This is a genomic window from Crystallibacter permensis, from assembly GCF_025960875.1.
Taxonomy (GTDB): domain Bacteria; phylum Actinomycetota; class Actinomycetes; order Actinomycetales; family Micrococcaceae; genus Crystallibacter; species Crystallibacter permensis.
Map to the genome: position 1 here is coordinate 12,725 of NZ_JAODLR010000030.1, position 25,117 is coordinate 37,841.

General features: G+C 64.8%; 21 protein-coding genes and 1 tRNA gene. 9 read left to right on the plus strand and 13 right to left on the minus strand.

The window, feature by feature from the left end; all coding sequences use genetic code 11:
* Positions 1 to 8 precede the first annotated feature (8 nt).
* The 6 genes from nadA (at position 9) to B0G38_RS21445 (ending at position 6,687) form a co-directional block, all read left to right on the plus strand.
* Entirely contained in the window at positions 9 to 1,301 is a 1,293-nt protein-coding gene (gene nadA / locus B0G38_RS21420; RefSeq protein WP_264671334.1) for a quinolinate synthase NadA, read from the plus strand.
* A complete protein-coding gene (gene nadB / locus B0G38_RS21425; RefSeq protein WP_264671335.1) occupies positions 1,298 to 2,923 on the plus strand; it encodes an L-aspartate oxidase in 1,626 nt (541 codons plus the stop codon). Before nadA ends, nadB begins: the two co-directional genes overlap by 4 nt.
* Positions 2,920 to 3,804, plus strand: coding sequence for a carboxylating nicotinate-nucleotide diphosphorylase (gene nadC, locus B0G38_RS21430; RefSeq protein ID WP_264671336.1), 885 nt, complete (start codon positions 2,920 to 2,922; stop codon positions 3,802 to 3,804). Before nadB ends, nadC begins: the two co-directional genes overlap by 4 nt.
* 20 nt (positions 3,805 to 3,824) lie before the next feature.
* The gene (locus B0G38_RS21435) at positions 3,825 to 4,967 is read left to right on the plus strand and encodes a cysteine desulfurase family protein (RefSeq protein WP_264671337.1); all 1,143 of its coding nucleotides are present in this window, start codon (positions 3,825 to 3,827) and stop codon (positions 4,965 to 4,967) included.
* A gap of 107 nt (positions 4,968 to 5,074) precedes the next feature.
* Entirely contained in the window at positions 5,075 to 5,884 is an 810-nt protein-coding gene (locus B0G38_RS21440) for a hypothetical protein (RefSeq protein WP_264671338.1), read from the plus strand.
* The gene (locus tag B0G38_RS21445; RefSeq protein WP_264671339.1) at positions 5,881 to 6,687 is read left to right on the plus strand and encodes a transglutaminase-like domain-containing protein; all 807 of its coding nucleotides are present in this window, start codon (positions 5,881 to 5,883) and stop codon (positions 6,685 to 6,687) included. The genes B0G38_RS21440 and B0G38_RS21445 overlap by 4 nt, the downstream gene beginning before the upstream one ends.
* Positions 6,688 to 6,710: 23 nt before the next feature.
* On the opposite strand, the gene B0G38_RS21450 is transcribed toward B0G38_RS21445, so the two are convergent.
* From B0G38_RS21450 to B0G38_RS21470, 5 genes are all read right to left on the minus strand, one after another.
* A complete protein-coding gene (locus tag B0G38_RS21450) occupies positions 6,711 to 7,172 on the minus strand; it encodes a MarR family winged helix-turn-helix transcriptional regulator (RefSeq protein WP_264671340.1) in 462 nt (153 codons plus the stop codon).
* A complete protein-coding gene (locus tag B0G38_RS21455) occupies positions 7,165 to 8,271 on the minus strand; it encodes an LLM class flavin-dependent oxidoreductase (RefSeq protein ID WP_264671341.1) in 1,107 nt (368 codons plus the stop codon). The genes B0G38_RS21450 and B0G38_RS21455 overlap by 8 nt, the downstream gene beginning before the upstream one ends.
* Before the next feature lie 135 nt (positions 8,272 to 8,406).
* On the minus strand, positions 8,407 to 11,703 hold the full coding sequence (locus B0G38_RS21460) for an efflux RND transporter permease subunit (RefSeq protein ID WP_264671342.1): 3,297 nt from the start codon (positions 11,701 to 11,703) through the stop codon (positions 8,407 to 8,409).
* A 9-nt stretch (positions 11,704 to 11,712) separates the two neighbouring features.
* Complete coding sequence (locus B0G38_RS21465) at positions 11,713 to 13,206, minus strand: malate:quinone oxidoreductase (protein ID WP_264671343.1); 1,494 nt, start codon at positions 13,204 to 13,206, stop codon at positions 11,713 to 11,715.
* 149 nt (positions 13,207 to 13,355) lie between these two features.
* The gene (locus tag B0G38_RS21470) at positions 13,356 to 15,035 is read right to left on the minus strand and encodes an ABC transporter substrate-binding protein (RefSeq protein WP_264671344.1); all 1,680 of its coding nucleotides are present in this window, start codon (positions 15,033 to 15,035) and stop codon (positions 13,356 to 13,358) included.
* Between the two features lie 125 nt (positions 15,036 to 15,160).
* On the opposite strand from B0G38_RS21470, the gene B0G38_RS21475 reads away from it, so the two are divergent.
* Positions 15,161 to 16,882 carry an ABC transporter ATP-binding protein gene (locus B0G38_RS21475; protein ID WP_264671345.1) on the plus strand — a complete coding sequence of 574 codons (1,722 nt, stop codon included), beginning with the start codon at positions 15,161 to 15,163 and terminating at the stop codon, positions 16,880 to 16,882.
* Entirely contained in the window at positions 16,857 to 17,129 is a 273-nt protein-coding gene (locus tag B0G38_RS21480; protein WP_169998043.1) for a hypothetical protein, read from the plus strand. Before B0G38_RS21475 ends, B0G38_RS21480 begins: the two co-directional genes overlap by 26 nt.
* 8 nt (positions 17,130 to 17,137) lie before the next feature.
* Here the strand turns inward: B0G38_RS21480 and B0G38_RS21485 are convergent, their stop codons facing one another.
* The 5 genes from B0G38_RS21485 to bcp all read right to left on the minus strand — a co-directional run bounded on the left by B0G38_RS21485 (position 17,138) and on the right by bcp (position 21,857).
* The gene (locus B0G38_RS21485; RefSeq protein WP_264671346.1) at positions 17,138 to 18,082 is read right to left on the minus strand and encodes an ABC transporter permease; all 945 of its coding nucleotides are present in this window, start codon (positions 18,080 to 18,082) and stop codon (positions 17,138 to 17,140) included.
* Positions 18,079 to 19,083, minus strand: coding sequence for an ABC transporter permease (locus tag B0G38_RS21490; protein ID WP_169998039.1), 1,005 nt, complete (start codon positions 19,081 to 19,083; stop codon positions 18,079 to 18,081). Before B0G38_RS21490 ends, B0G38_RS21485 begins: the two co-directional genes overlap by 4 nt.
* Positions 19,084 to 19,207: 124 nt before the next feature.
* Positions 19,208 to 20,905 (minus strand): ABC transporter substrate-binding protein, encoded by a 1,698-nt coding sequence (locus B0G38_RS21495; RefSeq protein WP_264671347.1) that lies wholly within the window; start codon positions 20,903 to 20,905, stop codon positions 19,208 to 19,210.
* 282 nt (positions 20,906 to 21,187) lie between these two features.
* Positions 21,188 to 21,272, minus strand: a tRNA-Leu gene (locus B0G38_RS21500).
* Between the two features lie 114 nt (positions 21,273 to 21,386).
* Positions 21,387 to 21,857, minus strand: a complete 471-nt coding sequence (gene bcp / locus B0G38_RS21505) for a thioredoxin-dependent thiol peroxidase (RefSeq protein WP_264671348.1) — start codon at positions 21,855 to 21,857, stop codon at positions 21,387 to 21,389.
* A gap of 96 nt (positions 21,858 to 21,953) precedes the next feature.
* Here bcp and B0G38_RS21510 point away from each other — a divergent pair, with 96 nt between their 5' ends.
* On the plus strand, positions 21,954 to 22,436 hold the full coding sequence (locus B0G38_RS21510) for a MarR family winged helix-turn-helix transcriptional regulator (RefSeq protein ID WP_264671349.1): 483 nt from the start codon (positions 21,954 to 21,956) through the stop codon (positions 22,434 to 22,436).
* A 150-nt stretch (positions 22,437 to 22,586) separates the two neighbouring features.
* On the opposite strand, the gene B0G38_RS21515 is transcribed toward B0G38_RS21510, so the two are convergent.
* From B0G38_RS21515 to B0G38_RS21525, 3 genes are all read right to left on the minus strand, one after another.
* Positions 22,587 to 23,318, minus strand: coding sequence for a DUF72 domain-containing protein (locus B0G38_RS21515; RefSeq protein ID WP_264671350.1), 732 nt, complete (start codon positions 23,316 to 23,318; stop codon positions 22,587 to 22,589).
* A gap of 233 nt (positions 23,319 to 23,551) precedes the next feature.
* Complete coding sequence (locus tag B0G38_RS21520; protein ID WP_264671351.1) at positions 23,552 to 24,262, minus strand: RES family NAD+ phosphorylase; 711 nt, start codon at positions 24,260 to 24,262, stop codon at positions 23,552 to 23,554.
* Complete coding sequence (locus B0G38_RS21525; RefSeq protein ID WP_264671352.1) at positions 24,259 to 24,813, minus strand: hypothetical protein; 555 nt, start codon at positions 24,811 to 24,813, stop codon at positions 24,259 to 24,261. Before B0G38_RS21525 ends, B0G38_RS21520 begins: the two co-directional genes overlap by 4 nt.
* Positions 24,814 to 25,117: the final 304 nt, after the last annotated feature.

Genomic DNA, 25,117 nt, shown 5'->3' on the forward strand with positions numbered 1-25,117 from the left:
AGAAGACCATGGCATCAATCAACAGCACCATCGAGCTCATCACCCGCGAGGAAGCCGAGGCGCGCCCGGCGGCCGTCGGCAGCTGCAGCCCGGACCTGGTCAAGGCGCCGTGGAATTTCGACGGCGGCGCAACGCCTGCCTACGGCCCCGGTGCTTCCATGGCTGACATCGCCCCCGCCACAACCCCGCGGCAGGGCCAGATCCCCGAGGAATACCAGCTGGCCAGCGATGATGAGCTGCACGCCAGGATCATGGCGGCCAAGGAAAAGCTGGGCGAGAAGCTGGTGGTGCTGGGCCACTTCTACCAGCGGGACGAAGTCGTCAGGTATGCGGATTTCGTGGGCGATTCGTTCCAGCTGGCCCGGGCCGCCAAGGAAAAGCCGAAAGCGGAAATCATCGTCTTCTGCGGCGTGCACTTCATGGCCGAAACCGCGGACCTGCTCTCGGGCGCGGACCAGTCCGTCATCCTGCCGAACCTGGCCGCCGGCTGCTCCATGGCGGACATGGCTGACATCGACTCCGTGCAGGCCTGCTGGGACCAGCTCACGGACGTGCTCGGCTCGGAGCCGGATGCGGACGGCAGGCTGCCTGTCATCCCGGTGACCTACATGAACTCCTCCGCCGCGCTGAAGGGCTTCTGCGGCGAGAACGGCGGCATTGTCTGCACGTCGTCGAACGCGGCCACCGTACTCGAGTGGGCGTTTGAACGGGGCCAGCGGGTGCTGTTCTTCCCGGACCAGCACCTGGGCCGCAACACCGCCAAGGCCATGGGCGTGCCGCTGGAGCAGATGCCCATGTGGAACCCGCGCAAACCGCTGGGCGGCAACGACGAGCAGAGCCTGCAGGATTCCCGCGTCATCCTCTGGCACGGCTTCTGCTCCGTGCACAAGCGCTTCACCGTTGACCAGATCGAGAAGGCACGCTCGGACTACCCCGGCGTGCGGGTGATTGTGCACCCCGAGTGCCCGATGCCAGTGGTCGATGCAGCGGACGAGGCCGGATCGACCGACTACATCCGCAAGGCCATCGCCGCCGCTACCGAGCCCACCGTCTTCGCCGTCGGCACCGAGATCAACATGGTGAACCGGCTGGCCGCGGAGTATCCGCAGCACACCATTTTCTGCCTCGATCCGGTGGTCTGCCCGTGCTCCACCATGTACCGGATCCACCCCGGCTACCTGGCCTGGGTCCTGGAAGCCTACGCCGAGCGCGGCGAAGTCCTGAACCAGATCACCGTAGAGGACAGCGTGGCGGTCCCGGCGCGCGTGGCCCTCGAGCGGATGCTGGCAGCAAAGCCGTGAACACGCGGCGTCGGACCGGGAGCCGGCGGATCGTCGTCGTCGGCTCCGGCATAGCCGGACTGTATGCGGCGGCGCTCGCCGCAGAGGACCCTGACGGGCACCAGGTGACGCTGGTGACCAAGGGTGCCCTCGCGCAGAGCAACACGTGGTTCGCGCAGGGCGGGATCACCGCCGTGACCGGGCAGGGCGAGGCCGCGGGCGATTCCGTCGGTGCGCACGTGGCGGATACGCTCCGCGCGGGTGCGGAAATGAACGACGACGACGCGGTGCGGCTTCTGTGCGCAGCCGCCGGCGCCGAGATCGACACCTTGCTCCGGTGGGGAGTCCCCTTCGACCGGAAGGGGACACTGCTGGCGCTGGGACTCGAGGGCGCCCATTCGGCGGCGCGGATCCTGCATGCCGGCGGCGACCGCACCGGTGCCGCCATTGCCGAGGTGCTGATCAACCGGGTTATGTCCCTGGCCGGCGCCGGACGCATGGAGCTCCGCGAGCACAGTTTCGTGACCCGCCTGCTGGAATCCGGCGGCCGGATCACCGGCGTCGAACTCTTCGGCGCACCCGACGGCGACGTGCGCACGCAGCTGCCGGCCGACGTCGTTGTTCTCGCTACGGGCGGTGCCGGCCAGCTGTACGAAGCAACCACCAATCCGGACACCGCCACCGGTGACGGTGTGGCGCTCGCCTGGGCGGCCGGGGCGGTTCTGACGGACCTGGAATTTATCCAGTTCCATCCCACGTTGCTGGATCCGGCCGCCGCGAACGGAACGGCCTTCATGATTTCGGAGGCGGTCCGCGGGGAGGGAGCCCTGCTGGTGGATTCCACCGGGCACCGCTTTATGCCGGATTACCACCCGGATGCCGAGCTCGCGCCCCGGGACGTTGTCTCGCGCGCGATCTGCCGGCAACGGCTGCTGCTGGGCTCCCGCGGCGAAGCGCCTGACGTCTACCTGGATGCCACCGGCATCAGCCGGGTCAAGGGGCCCGACTTTCTGGCACGGCGTTTCCCCACCATCCACCACACGGTGACAGCGCTAGGCCTGGACTGGAACACCCAGCCGCTCCCGGTAGTGCCTGCCTCGCATTACTGGATGGGCGGGATCCGTACGGACCTCGACGGGCGGACCTCGGTGCCGGGCCTGTTTGCCGTGGGGGAGGCCGCCTGCGCCGGAGTGCACGGAGCCAACCGGCTGGCATCGAACTCGCTGCTGGAAGGGCTGGTCTTCGCCCGCCGGGCTGTCCGGGCGCTCGCCGCAGGGAAGACTCCGGTCTTCGAGGCGCTCCCGCTGGAGCTTTCGGAGGGCACAACGCACTGCACCCGTGCCGACCTGCAGCAGCTGGTGTCTTCGGCGGCGGGCGTGGCACGGGACGGGGCCACGTTGGAGCTCGCCGCCAAGCAACTCGGGGAATGGACCGTGGAGCCGGCGGACCAAGCGGGGGCCGAAGACGCGAACCTGCTCGCCACCGCCCGTCTTGTTGTTGCCGCGGCCCGCGCACGCGAGAACTCCGTCGGAGCCCATTACCGCACCGATTTCGAAGCCCGTCCGGCGGGCAGCGGCCGCCTCAGTTTTGTCAATTCCCGTGCCGGTGGTCCCGGCAACAGTGCCAGCCAGGAGCAGCCATGAACCACATCCTTCCGCCCGACCAGCCGACGCTTGAGCGCATTGTCGCCGCCGCGCTCGCCGAAGACGCGCCGTGGGGCGACATCACCTCGAACGCACTCATCCCGGTAGACGCCACGGCGACGGCGGAACTGGCGGCGCGCGAACCAGGCGTGTTCGCCGGCATCCCCGTACTGGAAACCGTCTTGCGCCAGGCCGACGCGTCCATCTCCGTACAGTTCAAGGTCCAGGACGGGGACACGTTCGACGCCGGCCAGGTGCTGGCGGTGATCAGCGGCAACGCCCGCTCCATCCTGCTGGCCGAACGCGTGGGACTGAACCTGCTGCAGCGCCTGAGCGGCATTGCCACCCAGACGGCTGCCTTCGTCGCGGCGGTGGCCGGAACAGCGGCCCGGGTGGTCGATACCCGCAAGACGACTCCCGGGCTGCGCGCGCTGGAGCGCTACGCCGTGAGGTGCGGCGGCGGGCACAACCACCGCTATTCGCTCTCCGATGCCGTGATGGCCAAAGACAATCACCTCGCCGTGATTACCGACGGCGGCCGCAAGGATCTGACCGAGGCCCTGCGGGCGGCGAAGTCGCGGCTGCCGCACACGGTCCATTTTGAAGTCGAAGTGGACCGGGCTGAGCAGATCGAACCCGTGCTGGCGGCCGGGGTGGATACGATCATGCTGGATAACTTCTCGCTTGAGGGGCTCCGCGCCGGCGTGGCACAGGTGGCGGGCCGCGCCCTGGTGGAAGCCAGCGGCAACGTCCGGCTGGAAACCGTGGGGGAGATCGCCCGCACCGGAGTGGACGTAATCTCTTCCGGTGCGCTCACCCACAGCGTCAGGTCCCTGGACCTGGGGCTGGACATCCACATCTCCACTGACATTTCCCACTGACGAAAGCAGCACCTGATCCCATGATTTACCTGGATGCCGCCGCCACTGCTCCCGTACGCCAGGAGGTGCTGGAAGCGATGTGGCCGGCCTTGACGCAGGACTTCGGCAATCCCTCCAGCCACCACACGGTCGGCGAAGCAGCCGGGCGGGCTCTGGATTATGCCCGCAGGACGGCGGCGCAGATCCTCGGCTGCCGGCCCGGGGAGATCATCTTCACTTCCGGGGGCACCGAAGCCAACAACCTGGCCATCAAGGGGCTGGCGCTGGCCTCGCCCCGCGGCAAGCGGATTGTGGCCAGTGCCGTGGAGCATCCCTCTGTGCTCGAGGCCGTGGAGTATCTGGAACGGCTGCACGGCTTTACGCTCGTCCGCGTACCCGTAGGCCAAGACGGCGTCGTCGATCTTGAAGTCCTGGCTGCCGAACTCACGCCGGAGACGACGTTGTGCACGGTGATGTACGCCAATAATGAGGTGGGCACCATTCAGCCGGTCGACGAGATTGCCGGACTGTGCCGGGAGGCGAAGGTCCCCTTCCATACGGATGCGGTGCAGGCCGCCGGCTGGCTGGACCTGGACGTTGGCCGTCTTGGTGTCGACGCGCTGAGTATTTCGGGGCACAAACTCGGTGCGCCCAAGGGCTGCGGGCTGCTGTACGTCTCGAGTCGACGTCCGCTGGAGCCGCTGGTCCATGGCGGCGGCCAGGAAAACGGACGGCGGTCCGGCACGGAAAACGTGGCCGGTGCTGTCGCCGTCGCGACTGCCTTGTCCTTGGCGGAGAAGGAGCGGGCCGAGACGGTGCCGCGGATTACCGGGTACCGAGACTACCTGATCGAGCAGGTGCTGAAGGCACTGCCGGAGGCCCAGCTGACCGGGCACCGGACGGGGCGGCTGCCGGCCAGTGCCTCCTTTTGTTTTCCGGGCACCTCGGGAGAAGCCGTCCTCCTCGAACTCGAGCGGCGGGGCGTGGTGTGTTCCAGCGGCTCGGCCTGCGCAGCCGGTTCGGATGAACCTTCCGCGGTGCTGCTGGCCATGGGAATTGATCCGGCGGTGGCCCAGACGGCTGTGCGGCTGACCTTCACCGCATCCGTCAAGGAGGCCGAGATTGCCCTCGCCGCCCGGGCGGTGGTCGGCGCGGTGAAAGACGTCCGGAAGCTGGCACCCTAGCTGTCCTGCCGGACTTCGCAGACACGCCCCGCGGTACGGCAGTTTGGCGGCGGGGGATCGGTACCGTGGAAGGAAACCCCTTGCCGCGACCGAAGGAACGTGATCCCTTGCCTGCAGCGCGACCCAACCGGCGCCTGCGGTCAGTTGCCGCCCTGGCCGTCGCCGGCATAACGCTCTCTGGCTGCGGCCTGCTGGATCTTGCCCCGGAAGCAGGAGCCGCCGGTGGAGCCGCAGCTCCGCCGGCGCAGGCCGCGCCGCCGTCGTCAATGACCATGCCGCGTCCTTCGGCCGAACCTTCCTGGACAGCCAAGGAAGGCTGGAAAACCTACACGGACCCGGCCGGCACCCTCAGCTTCGACCTGCCTGAAGACTGGACAGTGCAGCAGCAGCCCGAGCCGACGCAGCCAGCAAACGGCGGCGTCCATCTGGACATCAGCGACGGCGGGGGCAGGGTAGTGGCCCAGCTGCACACCCGGTTGATCCTGGAGGAAATCCAGTGCACCCCCGGTAACGTGACCGACTATGTGGTGCTGGCCAGTGAACCCCTCGATGTGGCCGCGGTGGACGGAACCGGCAACATTGAACCGCGGTTCGTGTTCCGCATGCTGCGCGGCTATAAGTTCTTTGCCTCGATGGGCATCACGAATAAGGTTGGCGGTGTGGACAACAAGGCCTGCGCCATTCAAAACGCGGTCGCGGGACCGGAAAGTGTGGGCCTTTACTCGTTTTCGGATACCCCGGTGCACGGTGTGCCGTCGGCGGACGAGCCGGCCGGCGAGCTGAAGAGCTACGACAGCGTGCAGGAAGCACTGGAGTATCTGGAGACGGACCGCTTTGCGAAGCTGCGGGAGATGATCACCTCCCTGCGGATCGCCGAACAGGCCGCCGCTGCATCCAGCCAAAGGGAGCGTTCATGAAACGAGCCGCCTCGGCCCGTCTCGTCGCCAGGACCACCGCCAATACGTCCATGGTGTTTGCCATTGCCGCCGCCCGGAACTCCGGCTACACCGCCTTCGACGAGACCCTTGCCGTGACCGTGGACGGCGATCCGGTGCAGCTGGAGGAGCTGGCAGACAACCATTCCGGCCGGCTGCACACCCTGCATGTGGATGAACCGTCCACGGTTGAAGTGGACTACGCGGTCACGGTGGAAGGCATGGCGGGGCCGGAACGGATCGACCGGACCGAACTGATCCGGTACGTTCGCCCCAGCCGGTACTGCGAGTCCGACAAGCTGCTGCCGACGTCGTACGCCGAATTCGGGTCGCTGCACGGGATGGAACTGCTCAACGCCGTGCGTGCCTGGGTGGGGCGGGAGCTGCGCTACGTCAGCGGATCCTCCCGGCCCACGGACGGCGCAGTGGAAACCCTGCTGGAACGCCGCGGTGTCTGCCGCGACTTCGCCCACCTGGTGGTGTCGCTGTTGCGCGCCAAGGACGTGCCGGCCCGGCTCGCCGCGGTATACGCCCCGGGACTGGACCCGATGGACTTCCACGCAGTTGCCGAAGCCTATATCGACGGCGCCTGGCACGTGGTGGACGCCACCGGCATGGCCCCGCGGCAGACCCTGCTGCGCATCGCCACCGGACGGGATGCCTCGGACACGGCCTTCCTGTCCACCGTGGGCGGCAGCCTATCCCTGAAGGAGCTGAAAGTTTCCGCAGTGGTGGATGACTTCGTGCCCGAGACGGACCCCGCGGCGGCCGTGCAGCTGCGCTGAGACAGCCGGCCGCCGCCAGGGGGTCAGCGGTCTTTTATCCCCGTGCGGAGCTTTTCCGTGAGGAACTGGAGCTGCTTGAACTCCTCCTCGCTGAGCGCCGGCGCCAGCATCTCGTGCAGATGGCGCACGTGCACGCGGCCGATCTCCTGCTGCAGGGCGCGGCCTTCCTCGGTCAGGGCAATCTCGATGCCACGCTGGTCCCGCTCGGCCGTTCGGCGCTGCACCAGGCCCTTGGCCTCCAGCCGCTCGACCATCCGGCTCAGGCTCGGCTGGCTGATCAGCAGGGCCTCGTTGAGCTCGTTGAGCCTGGTCCACCCGGTGGGGCAGTGGCTGAGGTTGAACAGCACGTCGTATTCACGCATGGCCAGCTTCTTGAACTCCGGCAGCTGCTGCATCCGGCGCATCACCGCCACCTGGGTGCGGAAGAGCGACTCCCAGGCTTCCGACGTCGTCCTGATCTGCGGCTGTGATTCCTCGTCAGCCATTGGACACCGTCTCCCCGGCCAAGGCCGCATCCCGTGCTGCCTTGCGGCTGGCGTGCGTCGGCGCCTCGGGTACATGGGCGGGCTTGCGGGCGGCGAATTCCCGCTTGAGCACCGGCAGCACCTCCTCACCGAAGAGGTCCAGCTGCTCGAGCACGGTCTTCAGCGGCAGGCCGGCGTGGTCGATCAGGAACAGCTGGCGCTGGTAGTCGCCGAAGGCGTCGGCGAAGCTGAGGGTTTTCTCGATGACCTCCTGCGGGCTACCCACGGTCAGCGGGGTCTGGGCGGTGAAGTCCTCCATCGACGGGCCGTGGCCGTAAACCGGGGCGTTGTCGAAGTACGGGCGGAACTCGTTCACGGCGTCCTGCGAGTTCTTGCGCATGAAGAACTGTCCGCCGAGGCCCACGATCGCCTGGTCTGCCGTGCCATGGCCGTAGTGCGCATAGCGCTCACGGTAAAGGCTGATGAGCTGCATGTAGTGTTCCTTGGGCCAGAAAATGTTGTTGGCGAAGAAACCGTCACCGTAGTAAGCGGCCAGTTCGGCAATCTGCGGGGTGCGGATGGAGCCGTGCCAGACGAAGGGAGCGACGCCGTCCAGCGGGCGGGGCGTGGCAGTGAAGTTCTGCAGCGGGGTGCGGTGCTTGCCCTGCCAGTTCACCACGTCTTCGTCCCAGAGCTTGCGCAGCAGCGCATAGTTCTCGACCGTTAGCTCCAGCGAATCCTGGATGTTGCGTCCGAACCATGGGTAGACCGGAGCGGTGTTGCCGCGGCCCAGCACCAGGTCCACGCGTCCGTCCGACAGCTGCTGGAGCATGGCAAAGTCTTCGGCGATCTTGACCGGGTCGTTCGTGGTGATCAGCGTGGTCGTCGTGGAAAGGGTAATCCGCTCCGTCTGGGCTGCGATGTAGCCAAGCAGGGTGGTCGGCGAACTGGCGTAGAACGGCGGGTTGTGGTGCTCGCCGGTGGCGTAGACATCCATCCCGATCTCTTCGACCTTTTTGGCAATGCTGACCGCTGCCTTGATGCGTTCGCGTTCGGTCGGGGTCCGGCCGGTGGTCGGATCCTGGGTGATATCAGAAACGCTGAATACGCCGATTTCCATGCTGTGCCTCTTTCTCTACCGCAAAGTCTCAAATCAGTTTACATGCTTTTGCATCTACTGACACAACCGGCCGTGTGCGGAAATCATTCCGCGGCGGCATCGTGGGGCTCAACACATCAAGGCAGGACCGGGACGTTAGCTCCCCACGGCGGCCGGCTCGCGGATCTGCAGTTGCTCGGCTCTGGCCAGAGCGCGGCGTTCACGGCGGCCCTCGACCAGCCGGTACAGCACGGGCACCAGGACCAGCGTCAGCGCGGTTGAAGAAATCAAACCCCCAACAACGACGACGGCGAGCGGCTGCGAGATGAAGCCGCCTTCACCGGTGAGCCCGAGGGCCATCGGCGTCAGCGCGAAGACGGTCGCCAGGGCTGTCATGAGGATGGGCCGGAGCCGCTGGCGGGCGCCGTGCCGGATGGCGTCCGCAACATTCATGCCGGGGCGGCCGCTGTGGGGCCGCCGGTACTGGTTAATCAGGTCGATCAGGACAATCGCATTGGTGACAACTATCCCCACCAGCATCAGCATGCCGATCAGGGAAGGCAGCCCCAGCGGAATCCCGGTGACGACCAGCAACGCGATGGCACCGGTGGCGGCAAAGGGGATGGACACCAGCAGAATCAGCGGCTGGACGAGGCTCTTGAAGGTCGCCACCATGATGACGTACACGATCGCCACCGCGGCGAGCAGCGCCAGACCGAGCTGCTCGAAGGACTCGGCCTGTTGGGTCGCTGCCCCGCCCAGGGATGCTGTGACACCGGCCGGCAGTTCGACGGAGTCCAGCACCGTCTGGACCTCGCTGCTCAGCGCGCCGAGATTGTCGCCGCCGGGAGTAACGGAGACGACGGCGGTCCGCTCGCCGCCGGAGCTGGTGATCGACGTCGGGATCTCGGTTTCCTCCACGGTGGCCACCTCGGTCAGCGGCACCGGGCCGGAAGCCGTGGGCACTTCGACGTCGCGCAGTTCCTCGACGCTCGCGAAGTCCGTTCCTTCGCCGATCAACACGGGATAGTCCGTGGTGTCAATCCGGACCGTGCCGCCGGGGAGCGGACTGATGGTGGAGGCCAGCAGTCCGGCAATTTCTTCTTCGTTCAGCCCGGCCGCCACAGCCTTGGCCCGGTCGATGGAAACCTGGACCACCGGTTCGGCGGCGGCAAGATTGCTGGACACCTCGGCGGCCCCCGGGAGATCCTGCAGCTCCTCCACCAGCGTGTCGGAGGCCGACTGCAGTTCTCCGGCGTTGCTGGCGGAGATGTCGATATCCACCGAACTGGAGGTGCCGAATCCGCCACCCTGGGTGCTGAGGGTGATGGTGCCGGCATCCGGCAGCTTCTCGACGTCGTTGCGTACCCGTTCGCGCAAGGCAACCTGGTCGGCGCCCTCTTCGGTAATAACCGTGAACCGGGCGACGGACGCACCGGCGGAAAGGAATGTGCCCAGTCCCGAAGTGGAATTGCCCATGGTGACCTGGACGTCGTCGATGCCTTCGGTGCCGGCCAGCAGCTCCTCGACCTGAGAGGCGGCCTCGTCGGTGACTTCCAGGCTGGTGCCCGCGGGCAGTTCCTGCCGCAGGCTGAAGCTGTTCTGCCCGGTATCGCCGAGCAGGTTGGTCTGCATCAGCGGCACCATGGCCACCGTGCCCAGCAAGACCAGGGCCGCCGCACCCAGCGTGAGGACGGGGTGCCGCTGCGTGGAGGAGAGCACCGGCAGGTACCCGCGCTGGAGCCGCGAGGCGCGTTCCTTGGCATCCGCGGCGGCACGCACCTCGGCCGGGTCCTGCCGCTGCGAGGGGGACTTGACGAACCAGTAGGCCAGGACCGGGACGATGGTCAGGGACACCGCAAGGGACGCCAGCAAGGCCAGGGCGGTGGTGATGGCAAAGGGGCGGAACAGCTCGCCGGCCAGGTCCGCGACAAACGCGATCGGCAGGAATACGGCCACGGTAGTCAGGGTCGAGGCGGTCACGGCGCCGGCCACTTCGCGCACGGCCGTCACGATGGCGGTGCGCTTGTCCTCGCCGTAGCCCAGATGCCGCTTGATGTTTTCGACGACGACGATCGAGTCGTCGACGACCCGGCCAATGGCGATTGTCAATGCTCCCAGCGTCAGGATGTTCAGCGAATAGCCGAGCGCGCTGAGGCCGATGAACGTGACCAGCAGGGACAGCGGGATGGAGATGGCCGTGATCAGCGTGGACCGGGCCGAGAGCAGGAAGACCAGGATGACCAGCACGGCGAAGCCGAGTCCGAGCAGACCCTCGGTGGTCAGGTCCTTGATGGACTCCTCGATGAAGGGCGCCTGGTCGAAGATGGTGGTGAAAGCGGCTCCGTTGCCCAGTTGTGCTTCGAGCTCGGGGAGCAGGTCGTTGATGGCATGGGAAATGGCTACCGTATCCCCGTCCGGTGTCTTCGTCACGGCCAGGGCGAGGGTCTCTTCGCCATTCGTGCGCGTAATCGAGGTCCGCTCGTCGTCGACAATCCGGACCGTGGCGACCTCGCCAATAGTCACCGGACCTCCGGTTGCAGCCTCGGTTACCGGCCCCCGGACGCCGGAACCTTCAGCGCCGGTATCCACCGGGGCGGAATTCACCGGTGCAGGCGGTGCGGGCTGGGATTCGCCGGGGAACTGGCCGGGAACTCGTCCCGGTATTTCGGAAGCCGACGACGGCGGCGCGGGCTCCGTCGTCGTTGTTTGATTGGGCGCCAGCGGCAGGTTCTCGATGGTCTCCAGGCTGTCCAGCGGGCTGCCGATCTGGACGGAAAGGGTCTTCTGCTCCTGTTCGACCGTGCCGGCGGGCACGAGGCCGCCGCTGTTCTGCAGGCTATCGACAATGGATGACACGCTGACGTTGCGGTCGGCCAAGGCGTCATCATCGGGAAGGATGGCGATGTGCTGGCCGGAACCGCCGGTGACTTCGGCGCTGCGGACACCCTCCAGCTTCTGCAGTTTGGGGACCGTGAGCCGCTGCAGTTCCGTATTGAGTTCGCTCAGCGGCAGGTCGGAGGAGACCGCCATGAAGACGATCGGGAAGTCATTGATGCTGCCGGCCACCGACTGCGGGGAGACATCCTCGGGCAGCAGCTGCTGCGCGTTGGAGATGGCGCGGTCCACCTGGCTGCGCGCCCGGTCCAGGTTGGTGCCGTAGACGAACGTCAGGTTGACGGTGGAGAGTCCGGTCCGCGACGTTGCGGTCGAGGATTCGAGCCCCTCGACCGCATTCAGCGCGTTTTCCAGCGGTTCGCTGACCTGCTTGTCCACTACCTCCGGAGACGCCCCGGGCATGGCGGTGACTACCGTAACCCGGGGGAACTCCAGCGACGGGATCAGCTCCTGTTTGAGCGAACCCATGGTGATGACACCGAAGACGGCCACAAACACCGTGATCAGAGCGATCAGGGCCCTGTTGGCCAGGGACAGTGTGGCCAGCTTATGCATGGCTGAAGCTTAACCGAGTTCGAGGACCCGGTTGGTATCCGCGGTGATGTCCGCCAGCAGGGACGGGTTCTCGTTCAGCTTGGCGCCGTAGCCCGGAATCATTTCCTTGAGCTTCGGCTCCCAGCCCTTGAACTCGCTGGGGAAGCAGCGCTGGAGGACCTGGATCATGATGGGCGCTGCCGTGGAGGCACCCGGCGAAGCGCCGAGCAGGCCGCTGATGCTGCCGTCGGCGGAGGTGATGACCTCCGTGCCGAACTGCAGGACACCGCCCTTCTTGGGATCCTTCTTGATGACCTGGACGCGCTGGCCGGCCGTGATGAGCTCCCAGGAATCGCCGTTGGCCTCGGGGTAGAAGTCGCGCAGTGCGGCGACCTTCTTCGGCCGGCTTTTGAGGACCTCGGTGATCAGGTACTTGACCAAGCCCAGGTTGTCCTTGCCGACGGCCAGCATGGGGATCAGGTTGTGGGTCCGCACGGACAGCGGAAGGTCCAGGAGCGAGCCGGACTTCAGGAAGTTCGGGGAGAAGCCGCCGTACGGGCCGAACAACAGGGAGCGCTTGCCATTGACGAAACGGGTGTCCAGGTGCGGCACGGACATGGGCGGGGCACCTACGGACGCCTGGCCGTAGACCTTGGCGTTGTGCTGGGCGATGACCGTGTCATCGGTGGAGCGCAGGAACTGCCCGGAAACCGGGAAGCCGCCGAAGCCCTTGGACTCCGGAATGCCGGAGCGCTGCAGCAGGTGCAGCGCGCCGCCGCCGGCGCCGACGAACACGAAACGGGCGGAGACCTTGGAGACCTCGCCGGTGGAGTTGTTCTTGACCTTCACATCCCAGCGGCCGTCGCTGGCGCGGGAGACGTCGAGTACCTTGTGTCCGTAGTGCATTTCAGCGCCCTGGGCATCCATGTAGCCGGCCAGTTCGCGGGTCAGCGCGCCGAAGTCGACGTCGGTGCCGCCGGCTACGCGGGAGCCGGCCACACGCTGCTGCGGGTCGCGGCCCTGCATGACCAGCGGCACCCACTTTTCCAGCTCGGTATGGTCTTCGGAGAACTCGATCTCCTGGAACAGGGGCTCGGCGCGGAGCGCTTCGTAGCGGCGCTTGAGGTAGTCCGCGTGGTCATTTCCCCAGACGAAGCTCATGTGTGGCAGGGGGTTGATGAATCCCTTCGGGGAGCCGATATGCCCCTGGGAAACCATATGCGACCAGAACTGGCGCGAAACATGGAACTGCTCGTTGATGCCCACCGCTTTGGCCGTAGCCACGGAGCCGTCCGCAGCAGCCGGGGTGTAGTTCAACTCGCAGAGCGCGGCGTGTCCTGTTCCCGCGTTGTTCCACGGGTCCGAGCTCTCCAGTCCGGCCTGCGCCAGGTTCTCGTAGAGATTGATGCTCCACTCGGGCTGCAGCTGCTTGATAAAGGAGCCGAGCGTGGTGCTCATAATGCCGCCGCCGATCAGGGCAACGTCGATGTTCTTGGATGATCCCGAAGGGGTATTAGCAGTCAACTTCCATCTCCCATAGCAGCTTTGCCAGCGCTTAGAAGACTACCGCGCCCCTGTGGTGAGACTAAAATTGCCCGAGCGCATTGTGACCCAATAGACAGACGTGTCGGCGCTGTGCCGATAACATGCGCCTGATATGCGCCGCACTGGTCTTAGGCGTCCGGCCGCAGCCTGACCAGATTGTAGACCTCGTCCAGCATCGGACTGGCCGGATAGCTGACCACTCTGGGCCCCATGGCGAGGGCGGAAACCGGGAACGCCAGCGGTACGGCCGGTACCAGCCGGGCCACCTGGTTATTGATCGTCAGGTACGCCCGGTTGCGTTCCTCACCGGCGGGCAGAGTCCGGGCACGGGCAATCCGGTTGAACAGCTGCACATTCTTGAAACCGAATTCGGGGCTGGGTGCGCCGAACAGCGGGCCCAGGAAGTTGTCCGGATCCCGGTAACTGCCGCTCCACCCACCGAGATGGAGGGCGTGGTCCGAGGACGTCTGCACCCGGTCCAGATAGCCGTCCTCCCAGGCCAGGGGCTTGGGCTGGATATTCATGCCGACGGCTGTCAGCTGGCGGCTGAGCTCGGCATAGATTTTCTCCGGCGTCGGCAGATAGGCCCGCGTGACGTTCAGCGGGTAGTAGAAAGGAATCTCTTCGCCGTCGTAATCTGTTTCTTCCAACAGTTCACGGGCACGCTCCGGGTTGTACTCGAAGTAAGGGATGTCTTCGCTGGTCACGCCCAGGCTGCGAGGCACAAACTGCTTTGCCTCGGTGGTCCCCTGCAGGAAGAAGTCCTCGATCAGCACGGAGCGGTCGATGGCATGGGCGATCGCCTGGCGCATCCGCAGATCCGCCAGCAGGCCGAATTCCTGGTTCATGCCCAGGTAGGCGACGGAGAAGGGATCCCGCTGCAGAATCTGCATCCCACTGCGGGCCAGCCCCGCATACGTTTCCGGGGTGACCAGGTCATAGCCGTCAATCCTGCCGGACTGCAGCGCCCGCAACCGGGCAGCCGGATGGGACAATGTCTGGAAGACAACCGTGCCTACCTGCGCCGCCGGGCCCCAGTAGTTTTCGAAGGTGGTGAGGTTGACCTGCTCGTCGGACCAGGCCTTGAACCGGAACGGACCGGTCCCAATGGGGTGCTGCGCAAACACGGAGAGCTTGGTCCCTCCCCGCTCCTGGTTCAGCTCATCGGCAGTTCCCTCTGCGAGAGCAGCCGGTGACGCGATGGCGAAGGCCGGCGCGGACAAGGCTGCAACCAGCCCGGAGAACCTGCGGTTGAGGTTCAGCCGCAGTTCGTTCGGTGCCAGGACCTCGCAGTCCTTGTACAGAGAGGTCTCATCTTCATCAGCGAAGGCCTCGAACACCGAAGCGAAGGACAAGACACCTTCCGCCGGACGGGCAGTCCTGGGCAGCCGGTACCAGCGTTCAAAATTCGCCTTCACAGCTTCGGCGTCGAACGGCGTGCCGTCGTGGAACTCGACGCCTTCGCGCAGTGTGAAGCGGTAGGCCCGGCCGTCGTCGAGCTCTTCCCACTCGGTGGCGAGCAGGGGCTTGGGGACTCCCGTGTCGGGATCGACGCCGATCAGCGTCTCCATGATCTGCCGGGTGACCCGGAACGACTCCGAGTCCAGCAGCAGCGCGGGATCGAGGCCGGCGGGATTGGCCGCCGTGCCCATGGTGAAGGTCAGGTCCGTGGCCGGTACGGATGTCCCCGAGGGCGAGGCCGTGCCCGTCGACGGCGAGCCAGGCTCGCCCGTACAGCCGGTGAGCAGGACCACAGCTGCCGCCGCGCCAGCCTTCAGAAAGCTGCGGCGCGCGGGCAGGTATGACACTCGTGAGCTCCTCGTGGCCGAATTTGCGGAATTCTCAGTCTAATTGACATGCGGTGAGATACAGAAGCCGGAAAACCTTAGCGAGATGCAGGCCACATCCAGTGCAGATGGGGCACGATAGAGCAATGAGCGAATCTGCCGAGGCCCCGCCGCTGCTTGAGGTCAGCAATCTGGCCGTCAATTTCCGGACCACCTACGGTGACGTCTCCGCCGTCCAGGATGCGAGTCTTCGCCTGCACGCGGGCAGGACGTTGGCTATCGTCGGCGAGTCCGGTTCCGGCAAATCGACCACGGCCATGGCGGTCATCGGGCTGTTGCCGAAAAACGGACGCATCACGGCGGGCAGCATCGTCTTCGACGGCCGGGAACTTGTGGGCCTGCCCGAGAATAAATTGCGCAGCATCCGGGGCCGCCAGATCGGATTGGTGCCGCAGGATCCGATGTCCAACCTTAACCCGGTCACGAAAATCGGAACCCAGGTGGCCGAAACGCTGCTGGTTCACGGAATGGCAACGGGCAGAAACATCAACGCGCGGGTGGTGGAAGTACTGCAGGCCGCCGGATTGCCGGACGCGGCCGAACGGGCCAAACAGTACCCGCACGAATTCTCCGGCGGAATGCGGCAGCGGGCCTTGATCGCCATCGGCATGGCCTGCCGGCCCCGGCTGCTGATTGCCGACGAGCCGACGTCGGCACTGGACGTGACCGTGCAGCGGACCATCCTGGACCAGATCGACCGGATGACTGAGGAACTAGGTACCTCCGTCCTGCTGATCACCCATGACTTGGGCCTAGCTGCGGAACGAGCCTCGGATCTGGTGGTGATGCACCGCGGCAAGGTTGTGGAGACCGGGCCGGCCGAACAACTGCTCAACGACCCGCAGCACCCGTACACCCAGTCCCTGGTGAAGGCCGCACCGAGTGTGGCCGCCGTGCGGCTGCAGCCCGGCGCCTACACGGCAAGTGCCGACCAACGGATCCGGCACGCGGCAGAAACGTTCTCCGAGCACGCGGCAACCGCCGCCGAGCCGCAGCGGACTGACAACATCGTGCAGCTGCGCGACTTGACCAAGATCTACAAGATCCGCGGCAAGTCGGAGGACTTCTACGCGGCCAGAAACGTCACGCTGGATGTGCCGCGGGGACGGACTGTGGCGATCGTGGGGGAGTCGGGGTCCGGGAAGACGACCACGGCTCGGATGCTGCTGAAGCTGATCGAGCCCTCCAGCGGGACCATGACATTTGACGGGATGGACGTGGCCAGGCTGACCAAGGTTCAGCTGCGTGATTTCCGGCAGCGCGTCCAACCGGTGTTCCAGGATCCGTATTCTTCGCTGAATCCGATGTTCACCGTCGGGCGCATCGTCGAGGAACCCTTGAGTACCTATAAAAGAGGCAACGCCCAACAGCGTGCGGCGCGTGTGCGTGAGCTGATGGACCAGGTGGCCCTGCCGCACAGCATGCTTCGCCGCTACCCTTCCGAACTCTCCGGCGGCCAACGCCAGCGCGTGGCCATCGCACGTGCCTTGGCGTTGAAGCCGGAACTGTTGATTTGCGATGAACCCGTCTCGGCCCTGGACGTCTTGGTCCAGGCCCAGATCCTGAAGCTGCTGGGCGACCTGCAAGCCGAAATGGGTCTGAGCTACCTTTTCATTTCACACGATCTGGCCGTGGTCCGGCTGATTTCGGACTACGTCTGCGTGATGAAGGACGGCGAAATCGTCGAGTCCGACACCTCGGAGGAGGTCTTTACGAATCCCCGCCACCCTTACACCCGGCAGCTGCTTGCCTCCATCCCGGGCAATGAGTTGGAGATCTACGGTGACGACGCCGGCATCGCCTCCTGACGACGAACACCGTCCGGAGGGTTTTGGTTTCAGGACCGGAGTCCGCAGCGAGGCCGTTGCTGTCGGGTGTGCCGTGTTTGTCCTCGTCCTCGGCACGATCCTGCTGATCATCGGCGCCGTGATTTTCGCCGGGGAGGGGCAGTGGGGCTTTGTGCTCGGACTAGCGATCCTGGAACTGTTGTTCATTGCCGGATTCGTTGCGATGCTGCACATGGCCAGGCAACGGCACCGACCGCGCCCGGACTGACCGATCGCCTATTTCTGGCGTGACTTGGGGTCCAGTGCTTCCCGCAAAGACTCGCCCAGGAGAGTGAAGCCCAAGGCCGTGATGGCTATGCAGAGACCCGGCAGGAAGGCCAGCTGAGGCGCAATGCCGAGCTCGTCCTGGGCATAGGTCAGCATGCGTCCCCACTCGGCTGTCTGTGGCCGCCCGCCGCCCAACCCGAGAAAGGACAGCGCAGCTGCGTCAATGACAGCGGTGGCCAAGGTCAGGGTGGCCTGGACAATGACAGGGCCCACGCTGTTGGGCAGCAGATGGCTCATGGTGATGGTGCCGCGGCTCAAGCCAAGCGTCTGTGCGGCCAGGATGTAGTCCGCGCCGCGCTGGGAAATCATGGAAGATCGCAGCAGTCTGGCGAAAATCGGAACCTGGGATACGCCGATGGCGATCATAATCGCATAGGCTCCCTGTCCGAGGGCAGCGGCAATGGACACGGCCAGCAGCAGGTTCGGGACCGAAAGAAGGATATCCACCAGCCGCATGATCACGTTGTCTACCCAGCCGCCGAAGCCGCCCGCGAGCACTCCCAGCAGCATGCCCCCGGCTAGGCCCAGGGCCGTGGAAACGACACCGATCAGCAGCGACGACTGCGCACCCCAGATGAGCTTGCTGAGCAGATCTCCGCCGAAGCGGTCCAACCCGAGCACAAAGCCGGGAACTTCCCCCGGTCCCGGGATATGGGTCGGTGTGATGTGGGTACGTCCCGGTAAGTCCTCACCGCCGTAGGGAGCCAGCACCGGTGCCAGCGCAGCAACGAGCAGGAACGCCACGACGATGATGGCTCCGGCAATGGCTTGCGGATTGCGGCGCAGCCGGTAGAACGCGTCTTTCCAGAGGCTGGTCCCGCCGGAGTCAGGTAACGCCGGATCTTTGCTGGCGGAGTCGTTCCCGCCTGAAGCGGGGGGAAGAGTTGTGCTCACTGGACACGCACCCTCGGGTCAATGATGCTGTAGGAAATATCGACAATGAGGTTGATGAGTGAATAGAGGATGGCGATAAAGATGATGAACCCCTGGAGAACTGGGTAATCGAGGTTGAAGATGGCATCTCGTAGGAAACGGCCGATGCCGCTGAAAGCAAAGACTGTTTCGGTCAGGACGGCACCGGATATCAGCAGACCCAACTGCAGGCCGATGGTGGTGGTCACCGGCAGCATCGCGTTGCGCAGGATGAATCGGTTGCGGATGGTTCTTTCGAGCAATCCTTTGGCCTTTGCGGTCCTCACGTAGTCGGCGTTCTGGACCTCCAGAACCGAGGCGCGGGTAATGCGGACGATGATAGCCAGCGGGATGGTTCCCAAGGCAATGCCGGGCAGGATCAGGTGCATGAAGGCGTCCCAGGAGGCATCCCATTCCCGGGTCAGGAGGCCGTCGAGTACATAGAAGTCCGTCACATGGGTGGCGTTAATCCGGGCGTTCTGCCGGCCATCTGTGGGGAAGATGGGGATCTTGATGGCGAAGAGCCATTTCAGGATGAAGGCCAGAAAGAACACCGGAATCGTGATGCCGATCAGGCTCAGGACAACGGAGCCGTGGTCCGGCCAGCGGCCGTAATGCTTCGCGGCAAGGTAGCCGAGCGGAATGCCGATTCCAATAGCGAAGATGAGCGCCACGATCGTCAGTTCCAAAGTCGCGGGAAAACGCGTGGCGAATTCTTCCAGCACCGGACGGCCGGTCAGCAGCGACGTGCCGAAGTCTCCCTGGAGGAGCTTACCCATGTAGATGAAGTACTGCTCGATGAGCGGGCGGTTGAAGCCGTACAGTTCATTGATTCTTTCGACGGCTTCCGGTGTTGCCCGGTCACCGAGCAGGGCAGTGGCGGGTCCGCCGGGGAGGCTCCGCACCCAGAGGAACAACAGGATCGATAACCCCAGCAGGGTCGGTACGAGCAACGCCAAGCGTTTGCCGATGACTCTTAACACTGTGTCCTTTCGCCCGGCTGTTTACGGTGTGGACTTTGAACAGACCCGCTCGTCCGGCCCGGGCACATTCAGGCCCGGGCCGGACGGATGCGGAGCAGCACGACTCCGGCTGGCAGCGCCGGCGCTATTCGCTGAGCGTGATCATGTTGAAGACCTCGTCGTTGACGGGGCTGGCCGGGTAGGACTCCACCCGCGGAGCGAAACCCAGGGACGGGGCAGGGTGTGCCAGCGGGATCGCCGGGACGTACTCCGCGATGTCCGCATTGATTTCTTCGTACAGCGGAGTCTGCGCTTCCAGCTTGCTGACCTGACGCGCTTCGTCCAAGGCATTGAAGAGGTCCGGGTTGTTGAAACCGAACTCCGGCTTCTCCCGGCCGAAGAACACACCCACAAAGTTGTCCGTGTCGTTGTAGTCCCCGGTCCAGCCCAGCAGATGGATGCCATGGTCGGAACTGCCCTGGACCCGATCGAGATAATCAGGAGACCACTTGTCCGGAGCCGCCTCGATGGTGATTCCCACTTCTTCAAGCTGGGCACTGAGGTTGGTGAAGACCTGTTCCGGAGTAGGCATGTACGGCCGGGAGACACCCGTGGGGTAGTTGAATTCCAAGGTCAAGCCGTCTGCATAACCTGCTTCTGCCAACAGCTCCTTGGCCCGTTCCGGGTCGTATTCGTAAGTCGGCACGTCTTCGTTGTAACCGTTGACGATCGGGGGGATGAACTGGCTGGCAACCTGGGTCCCTTCGGGCAGAGTCTGCCGCACCAGGGCTTCCTTGTCGATCGCGTGTGACAGTGCCTGGCGGACCAGAGGATCCGCCAGCGCCTCTACTTCCTGGTTGATGCCAAGGTAGAGGATGGTGAAGGGGTCGCGGTTGATGATCTTGAAACCGGCATCTGCCAGCGCCTTCGTGTCGGCAGGAGCCACGAGGTCATAGCCGTCAATGGTCCCGGCTTCGAGGGACTGGCGGCGGGCCTGCGGATCGTCGAGGACTCGGAAGATGACCTTCTGGACCTGGCCCTGTTCTCCCCAGTAGCCGTCGAACGCGGAGACCTCGACCTGCTGGCCGACGTCCCAGCTGTCGAACTTGAACGGCCCTGTGCCCACGGGGTGGGACTTTGCATACTCGCTGAGGACCGGGGCTTCGGCTGACCCGCCGATGTCATCGGCGTTGAATTCCTCGAGGGCCGTCGGACTCTGCATCGCGAAGGCCGGGAGGGACAGGGCTGCGATGAAGCCGGCGAATGGCTGTGCCAGATTGACGGTCGCTTCCGTTTCGCTCACCGCTTCACAGGAACCATAAACTGCGGTGTCCGGGCTGTCCGAAAAGCCCCGGAACAGCGAGTTGTAGTAGTAGCTGACCGATTCGGACTGCTGCAGCCCCTCGAAGTTGTACCAACGGTCAAAGTTGAAGCAGACAGCTTCGGCATTGAATGCGGTGTCGTCGTGGAACTTTACGCCTTCCTTGAGTTGGAAGGTGTAGGACAAGCCGTCTTCGGAACTGTCCCAAGATTCGGCCAGCAAGGGAGCCGGATCCGCCGTGCCTGGTTCCACTCCCACGAGGCCTTCAAAGATTTGGCGGCTGACGCGGAAGGACTCGCCGTCACTGGCGAAGGCCGGGTCGAGGGACTTCGGGTCGGATGAGGCAGCAAAGATGAAGGTGGAATTGACGCCCGTGTCCTCTCCGGTTCCTCCCGTAGCGCCGCGCTCGCTTTCGGCGCAGCCGGTCAGTATGAGGGCGCTGGCTGCAAGCCCTGCTGTGATCGCGGCCGTACGCCTGCGTGCGCGTCGCCATCTGCCCGGTGTTGTGCCCCTGAACGACATGAATTTCTCCTCGTCAACGAGTGGTGTCTGGACAGCGCGGATGTCTGCGCGCCCGGGCCTCCCGTGTTGTACGCGGGTCTGCTTGTTGAGAGCCTAGTCACAAGTTCAAAGGAAAGCATCGCTTTCACACTTTGGTGTAGCCCAAATACCATCACAATTTGGTCACGCGGCTCGGGTTGACCGCCGACCACAAGCCGCGGTGCAGGTAAGGCGAAACGACGACGCCGGGTGGCGGCTTAACCACGAAACGGTTCCCGTCAGGACGGGAACCGTTTCTTCACCTGGTGCGCAAGGCGGGACTTGAACCCGCACGTCCGAAGACACTGGAACCTAAATCCAGCGCGTCTGCCAATTTCGCCACTCGCGCAGTGCTGTACGGCCTAGCCGCAAGCCAGCATCAATTGTACCTGCTCCCGGCGTCCGGCTTGCGCAGGCTCGTCCCGGACCACTGAAGCCGGACGCCGGGGTAATGCGAACCGGGTTAGTCGAGCCCAAGGTCCCTGCGCAGTTTGGCTACGTGTCCGGTAGCCCGAACGTTGTACTGCGCCAACGAGACCTTGCCCTCGGGGTCCACCACAATAGTGGAGCGGATCAGGCCCTCATATGTTTTCCCGTAGTTCTTCTTTTCACCCCAGGCGCCGTAGGATTCGGCAACGGAATGGTCTTCGTCGGAGAGCAGCGGGAAGTTCAGTTCTTCCTTTTCTGCGAACTTCACGAGTTTCGGAAGCGGATCGGGCGAGATGCCGACCACGTCGTAACCGGCTCCCTGCAGAGACGCGATGTTGTCGCGGAAATCGCAGGCTTCCTTGGTGCAGCCCGGCGTGGACGCCGCAGGGTAAAAATAGACGACGACGTTGCGGCCGCGGAAATCAGCCAGCGAGACATTGCTCCCGGTGGAATCCTGCAGCGTAAAAGCGGGGGCGTCGTCGCCTGAGGTCAATCGTTCGGCCATTCCGGCAGCTCCTTTGTAGGTTGGTGCGTCGCACCCAGCTTAGCCAATTGTGCACATGGGCCCTCAAGAGAGAAGCAGGCTGGCTATAATCGGATAATGCCGGATTTAAACAACTGGCCGACGCCACGGTTGCTGTCAACTGCCGCGCGATTGGTCGAGCATGCTTGGAATGAAAAGCTCGCCTCCCTGGGCCTGACCCACGCGGGGGTCATTGCGCTGGAAGTCCTGGACGGTGAAGGGCCCTTGGCGCAGGCCCAACTGGCCGCCAAAGTCCGGGTGCAGGCGCAAACAATGGGGAAGACTCTATCCAGGCTGGAGGCGCACGGGCACATTACCCGCGTCCGCAACCAGGCTGACAGGCGGTCGCAGCAGGTAGCTGTTTCCGAACTGGGCCAGACGGCGCTTGAACAGGCTCGTGAGCTTGAACGGAACCTGACTCCCGGCGGGGAAGTCGGAGTGGAGGAACTGCGCGACCGGCTGGCGGCCGTGATCCGACGGCTTGGTTCCACCCGTTGGGGCGTTGATATGCCGGAGAGCATGCCGATGGCGGCTGAAGAGCGTCTGCCCGACAAGAGCTAAAGCGGCAGGCTAGTTATAGCTGCAGGATTTTCGAGGCGGGAACGCACCGAGCCGGACCACCGGCCGCGGGGCGTTCCCGTTTTCTTCGACATAAGGACCCGACGAGGGGCTTCGCTCCATGAGGGCTTCGCTGAAATTGCCCGCGATGTCTTACCCTTGACCGAGGAAGTGTCGCAGCGTGCCTGCGTTGCGTACGGCGTGGCCGTGGCCGTCGTTGTTGAAGTACACGAAGACGTCTTTCCCCTCGGTCTCCCATTCGTGGATCCTGTCTGCCCACCAGCCAAGGTCCTGGTCGGAGTAGGACCCGGAATAGAGGTGCTTGTGGTCGGGGCCGTGCAATCGCAGGTAGACGAAAGGTGCAGTGGCTTCCAGGACGCACGGCAGGTTGGCACCGCTCATGATGCAGTACGCGGCGCCGTGGTGTGCCAAGAGCGCATATACGTCCGGGTGGTGCCAGCTGGAGTGCCGGAATTCAAGGGTGACCCGGATCCATTCCGGTAGCAGGTCCAGAAAGTAACCGAGCCGGGCATCGTCGCGTTCCATGCCCGGCGGAAGCTGCACCAGCAGGACCGCGCGCTTGCCGGCCAGCTCGTGCCAGGAAGACGTGATTCGCTCAATCCAAAGGTCCGGTGCGTATAGCTTCCTGGCGTGGGTGAGTCCACGGGGTGCCTTGACCGAGAGGGCGAAGCCGTCGGGCAGCCGCCGGCGCCAACCGGCGAACGTACCATCGCGCGGCCAACGGTAGAAGCTGGCGTTCAGCTCAACGGTGTCGAACCGGCGCACGTAATGGCCCAGACGGTCCCGGGAGGGTGTACCGCCGGGATAGAGGACATGGTCCCAGTGGGCATAGCTCCAACCAGAGGTGCCGATCCGGATGCTCAACAGTACTCACCTCCGCCGCGCGTCACGTTCTTCAGAGTCTTCATGCACTTCACATGGCGAGCATACTGTGCCACCCGTTCTACCTTGTGCCCCCTTCGTCTCTCTGCGGGCCTGAGGTCCTGATGACGGGCTGGATTGAGGTGAAGGCCCCTGCTGCTCGATCCGGGCCGGTAAGAACGGCTCCAGATATGGGGCGCGCCGGCGCGGCCCGGCGCCACGGAAGTGGCGGCCGGCTAGCGTCGCACGTCCACGTTCAGGGGAGCGCAGCACCGGTGCAGCCACCCATAGTCGGCCGGCAGGGCGAACACTCTGGCGAACCCGGTGTCGACGGCCAGATCGTCTTCGCTCACCCGGTCCCCGAAGAACATGTACGCCCTGTCTGTGTTGCATTGCCGGCTCATCCAGACCAAGCCGTCGAATCCTTCCGGGTGGGCATGGGCGGCTGCGGCCCACAGCGCGGTTTCCAGGTAGCGGTCGGCCTCGGTCCCGGTGAGGTCTCTGGCCTCGACGCCCAGGGTGCGCAGCCCGGTTCCCATGAAGGAAGCCAGCCGTAACTCCCGGCGCGGCAGCAGGCGGCCCATCACTTTGTCCTCGTAGTCGCCGGGCCGCAGCGCGCCGCCGGAAATCGGAACGTCGTGCAGCAGCGTTTCGCACACCGCTGCCTCGTCTGTCTGGGCGGCATAGAGCGTTGACACGGGCAGATCGCCGAAGAAGGCGAAACGGGTGGGCTTGCCCCTTCCCGGGTTGAAAGTGTTGGCGTGACGCTTGGGCCGGTTGGCGAACAGCCGGTACAAGTGCGATCCAGATGGCAGGATCCACTGCTCGGCTTCTACTTCCCCTCGCCGAAACTTCTCAAGCCGCTCCCCACGCTGCTGATCCAAGAGCTGGTCATAGGACGTATCTGCCTGCTCCTCGAGCCGGCTCCATGCATCCTCAGAGGTCACCACTCAACCCCGTAGTGGCCTTCGGCTGCGGCCAGCATCCGCTCGGGTTCGTCCAGATAGTCGACGGGGCGGTCACCGTCCAGATAGCCGCTGGGGTCGCACAGCCACTGGGCGAGGTCTTCGTCGGTGCGCCCGTGTTCCCGGATGACCGCGATCAGCCCGGGGACGACTTCCCGGATCCGGCCAGCCTCCTGGTCGAACTGGAAGCCCGGGTAGACCAGGGCATTGCGGCGCCGGACGCCGATGAGCTGGCCCGCCTTCCGCTTGTCTGATGCGTAGGAGCTGCGGCCGGATGCCCTGGAACCGAGCAGTTCGCCGACCTGGCTTCCGGTGAGCATGCCGAACTCGGACTCAATAGCCCGCCACGCGTTTTCCGTCGACTGCATGCCGGCGACAACTTCGGGGCTGACCGGCAGTGGGAGTGAGGCGAGGGCCGGGCGGATCGCTTCCATGCTGCGGTGCAGGTTCACGAGCGCGCCGTCCAGTACATCCTGCAGCGCGGCTGAGTCGGCTCGCAGCTGGTCTTCCCGGTGGTGGATTTCCGTGTTCACAGCCGCTCCTTCCTGTGCTTCCTGCATCTCAGTCTAGTTCAGGAAACGGCAGGAAAGTAGCCGGCACCTGCTCCAATAGGGCTGTCCGCACCTATGCCCAGGCATGAAAATGCCCGGGCGGAGTGACTGCTGCCAGCTGCGCCCGGGCATACCGTCGTGAACGCCCGCGGAAAACAAATATCCCGTACATAGCCCTTGAGCCGATTTTGGGCAAAAAGAAACCCCGCCTGTCCAAGTAGTTTGCTTGGTCAGGCGGGGTTTCTTATCCTGTGCACCCCCCGGGACTCGAACCCGGAACCCATTG

Excerpts from the sequence above, each read along its gene's own strand:
- B0G38_RS21435 (WP_264671337.1), top strand. The coding sequence starts at position 3,825 with ATGATTTACCTGGATGCCGCCGCCACTGCTCCCGTACGCCAGGAGGTG.
- B0G38_RS21495 (WP_264671347.1), bottom strand. The coding sequence starts at position 20,905 with ATGTCGTTCAGGGGCACAACACCGGGCAGATGGCGACGCGCACGCAGG.
- nadA (WP_264671334.1), top strand. The coding sequence starts at position 9 with ATGGCATCAATCAACAGCACCATCGAGCTCATCACCCGCGAGGAAGCC.
- B0G38_RS21445 (WP_264671339.1), top strand. The coding sequence starts at position 5,881 with ATGAAACGAGCCGCCTCGGCCCGTCTCGTCGCCAGGACCACCGCCAAT.
- B0G38_RS21475 (WP_264671345.1), top strand. The coding sequence starts at position 15,161 with ATGAGCGAATCTGCCGAGGCCCCGCCGCTGCTTGAGGTCAGCAATCTG.
- B0G38_RS21460 (WP_264671342.1), bottom strand. The coding sequence starts at position 11,703 with ATGCATAAGCTGGCCACACTGTCCCTGGCCAACAGGGCCCTGATCGCT.
- bcp (WP_264671348.1), bottom strand. The coding sequence starts at position 21,857 with ATGGCCGAACGATTGACCTCAGGCGACGACGCCCCCGCTTTTACGCTG.
- nadC (WP_264671336.1), top strand. The coding sequence starts at position 2,920 with ATGAACCACATCCTTCCGCCCGACCAGCCGACGCTTGAGCGCATTGTC.
- B0G38_RS21455 (WP_264671341.1), bottom strand. The coding sequence starts at position 8,271 with ATGGAAATCGGCGTATTCAGCGTTTCTGATATCACCCAGGATCCGACC.
- B0G38_RS21450 (WP_264671340.1), bottom strand. The coding sequence starts at position 7,172 with ATGGCTGACGAGGAATCACAGCCGCAGATCAGGACGACGTCGGAAGCC.
- B0G38_RS21510 (WP_264671349.1), top strand. The coding sequence starts at position 21,954 with ATGCCGGATTTAAACAACTGGCCGACGCCACGGTTGCTGTCAACTGCC.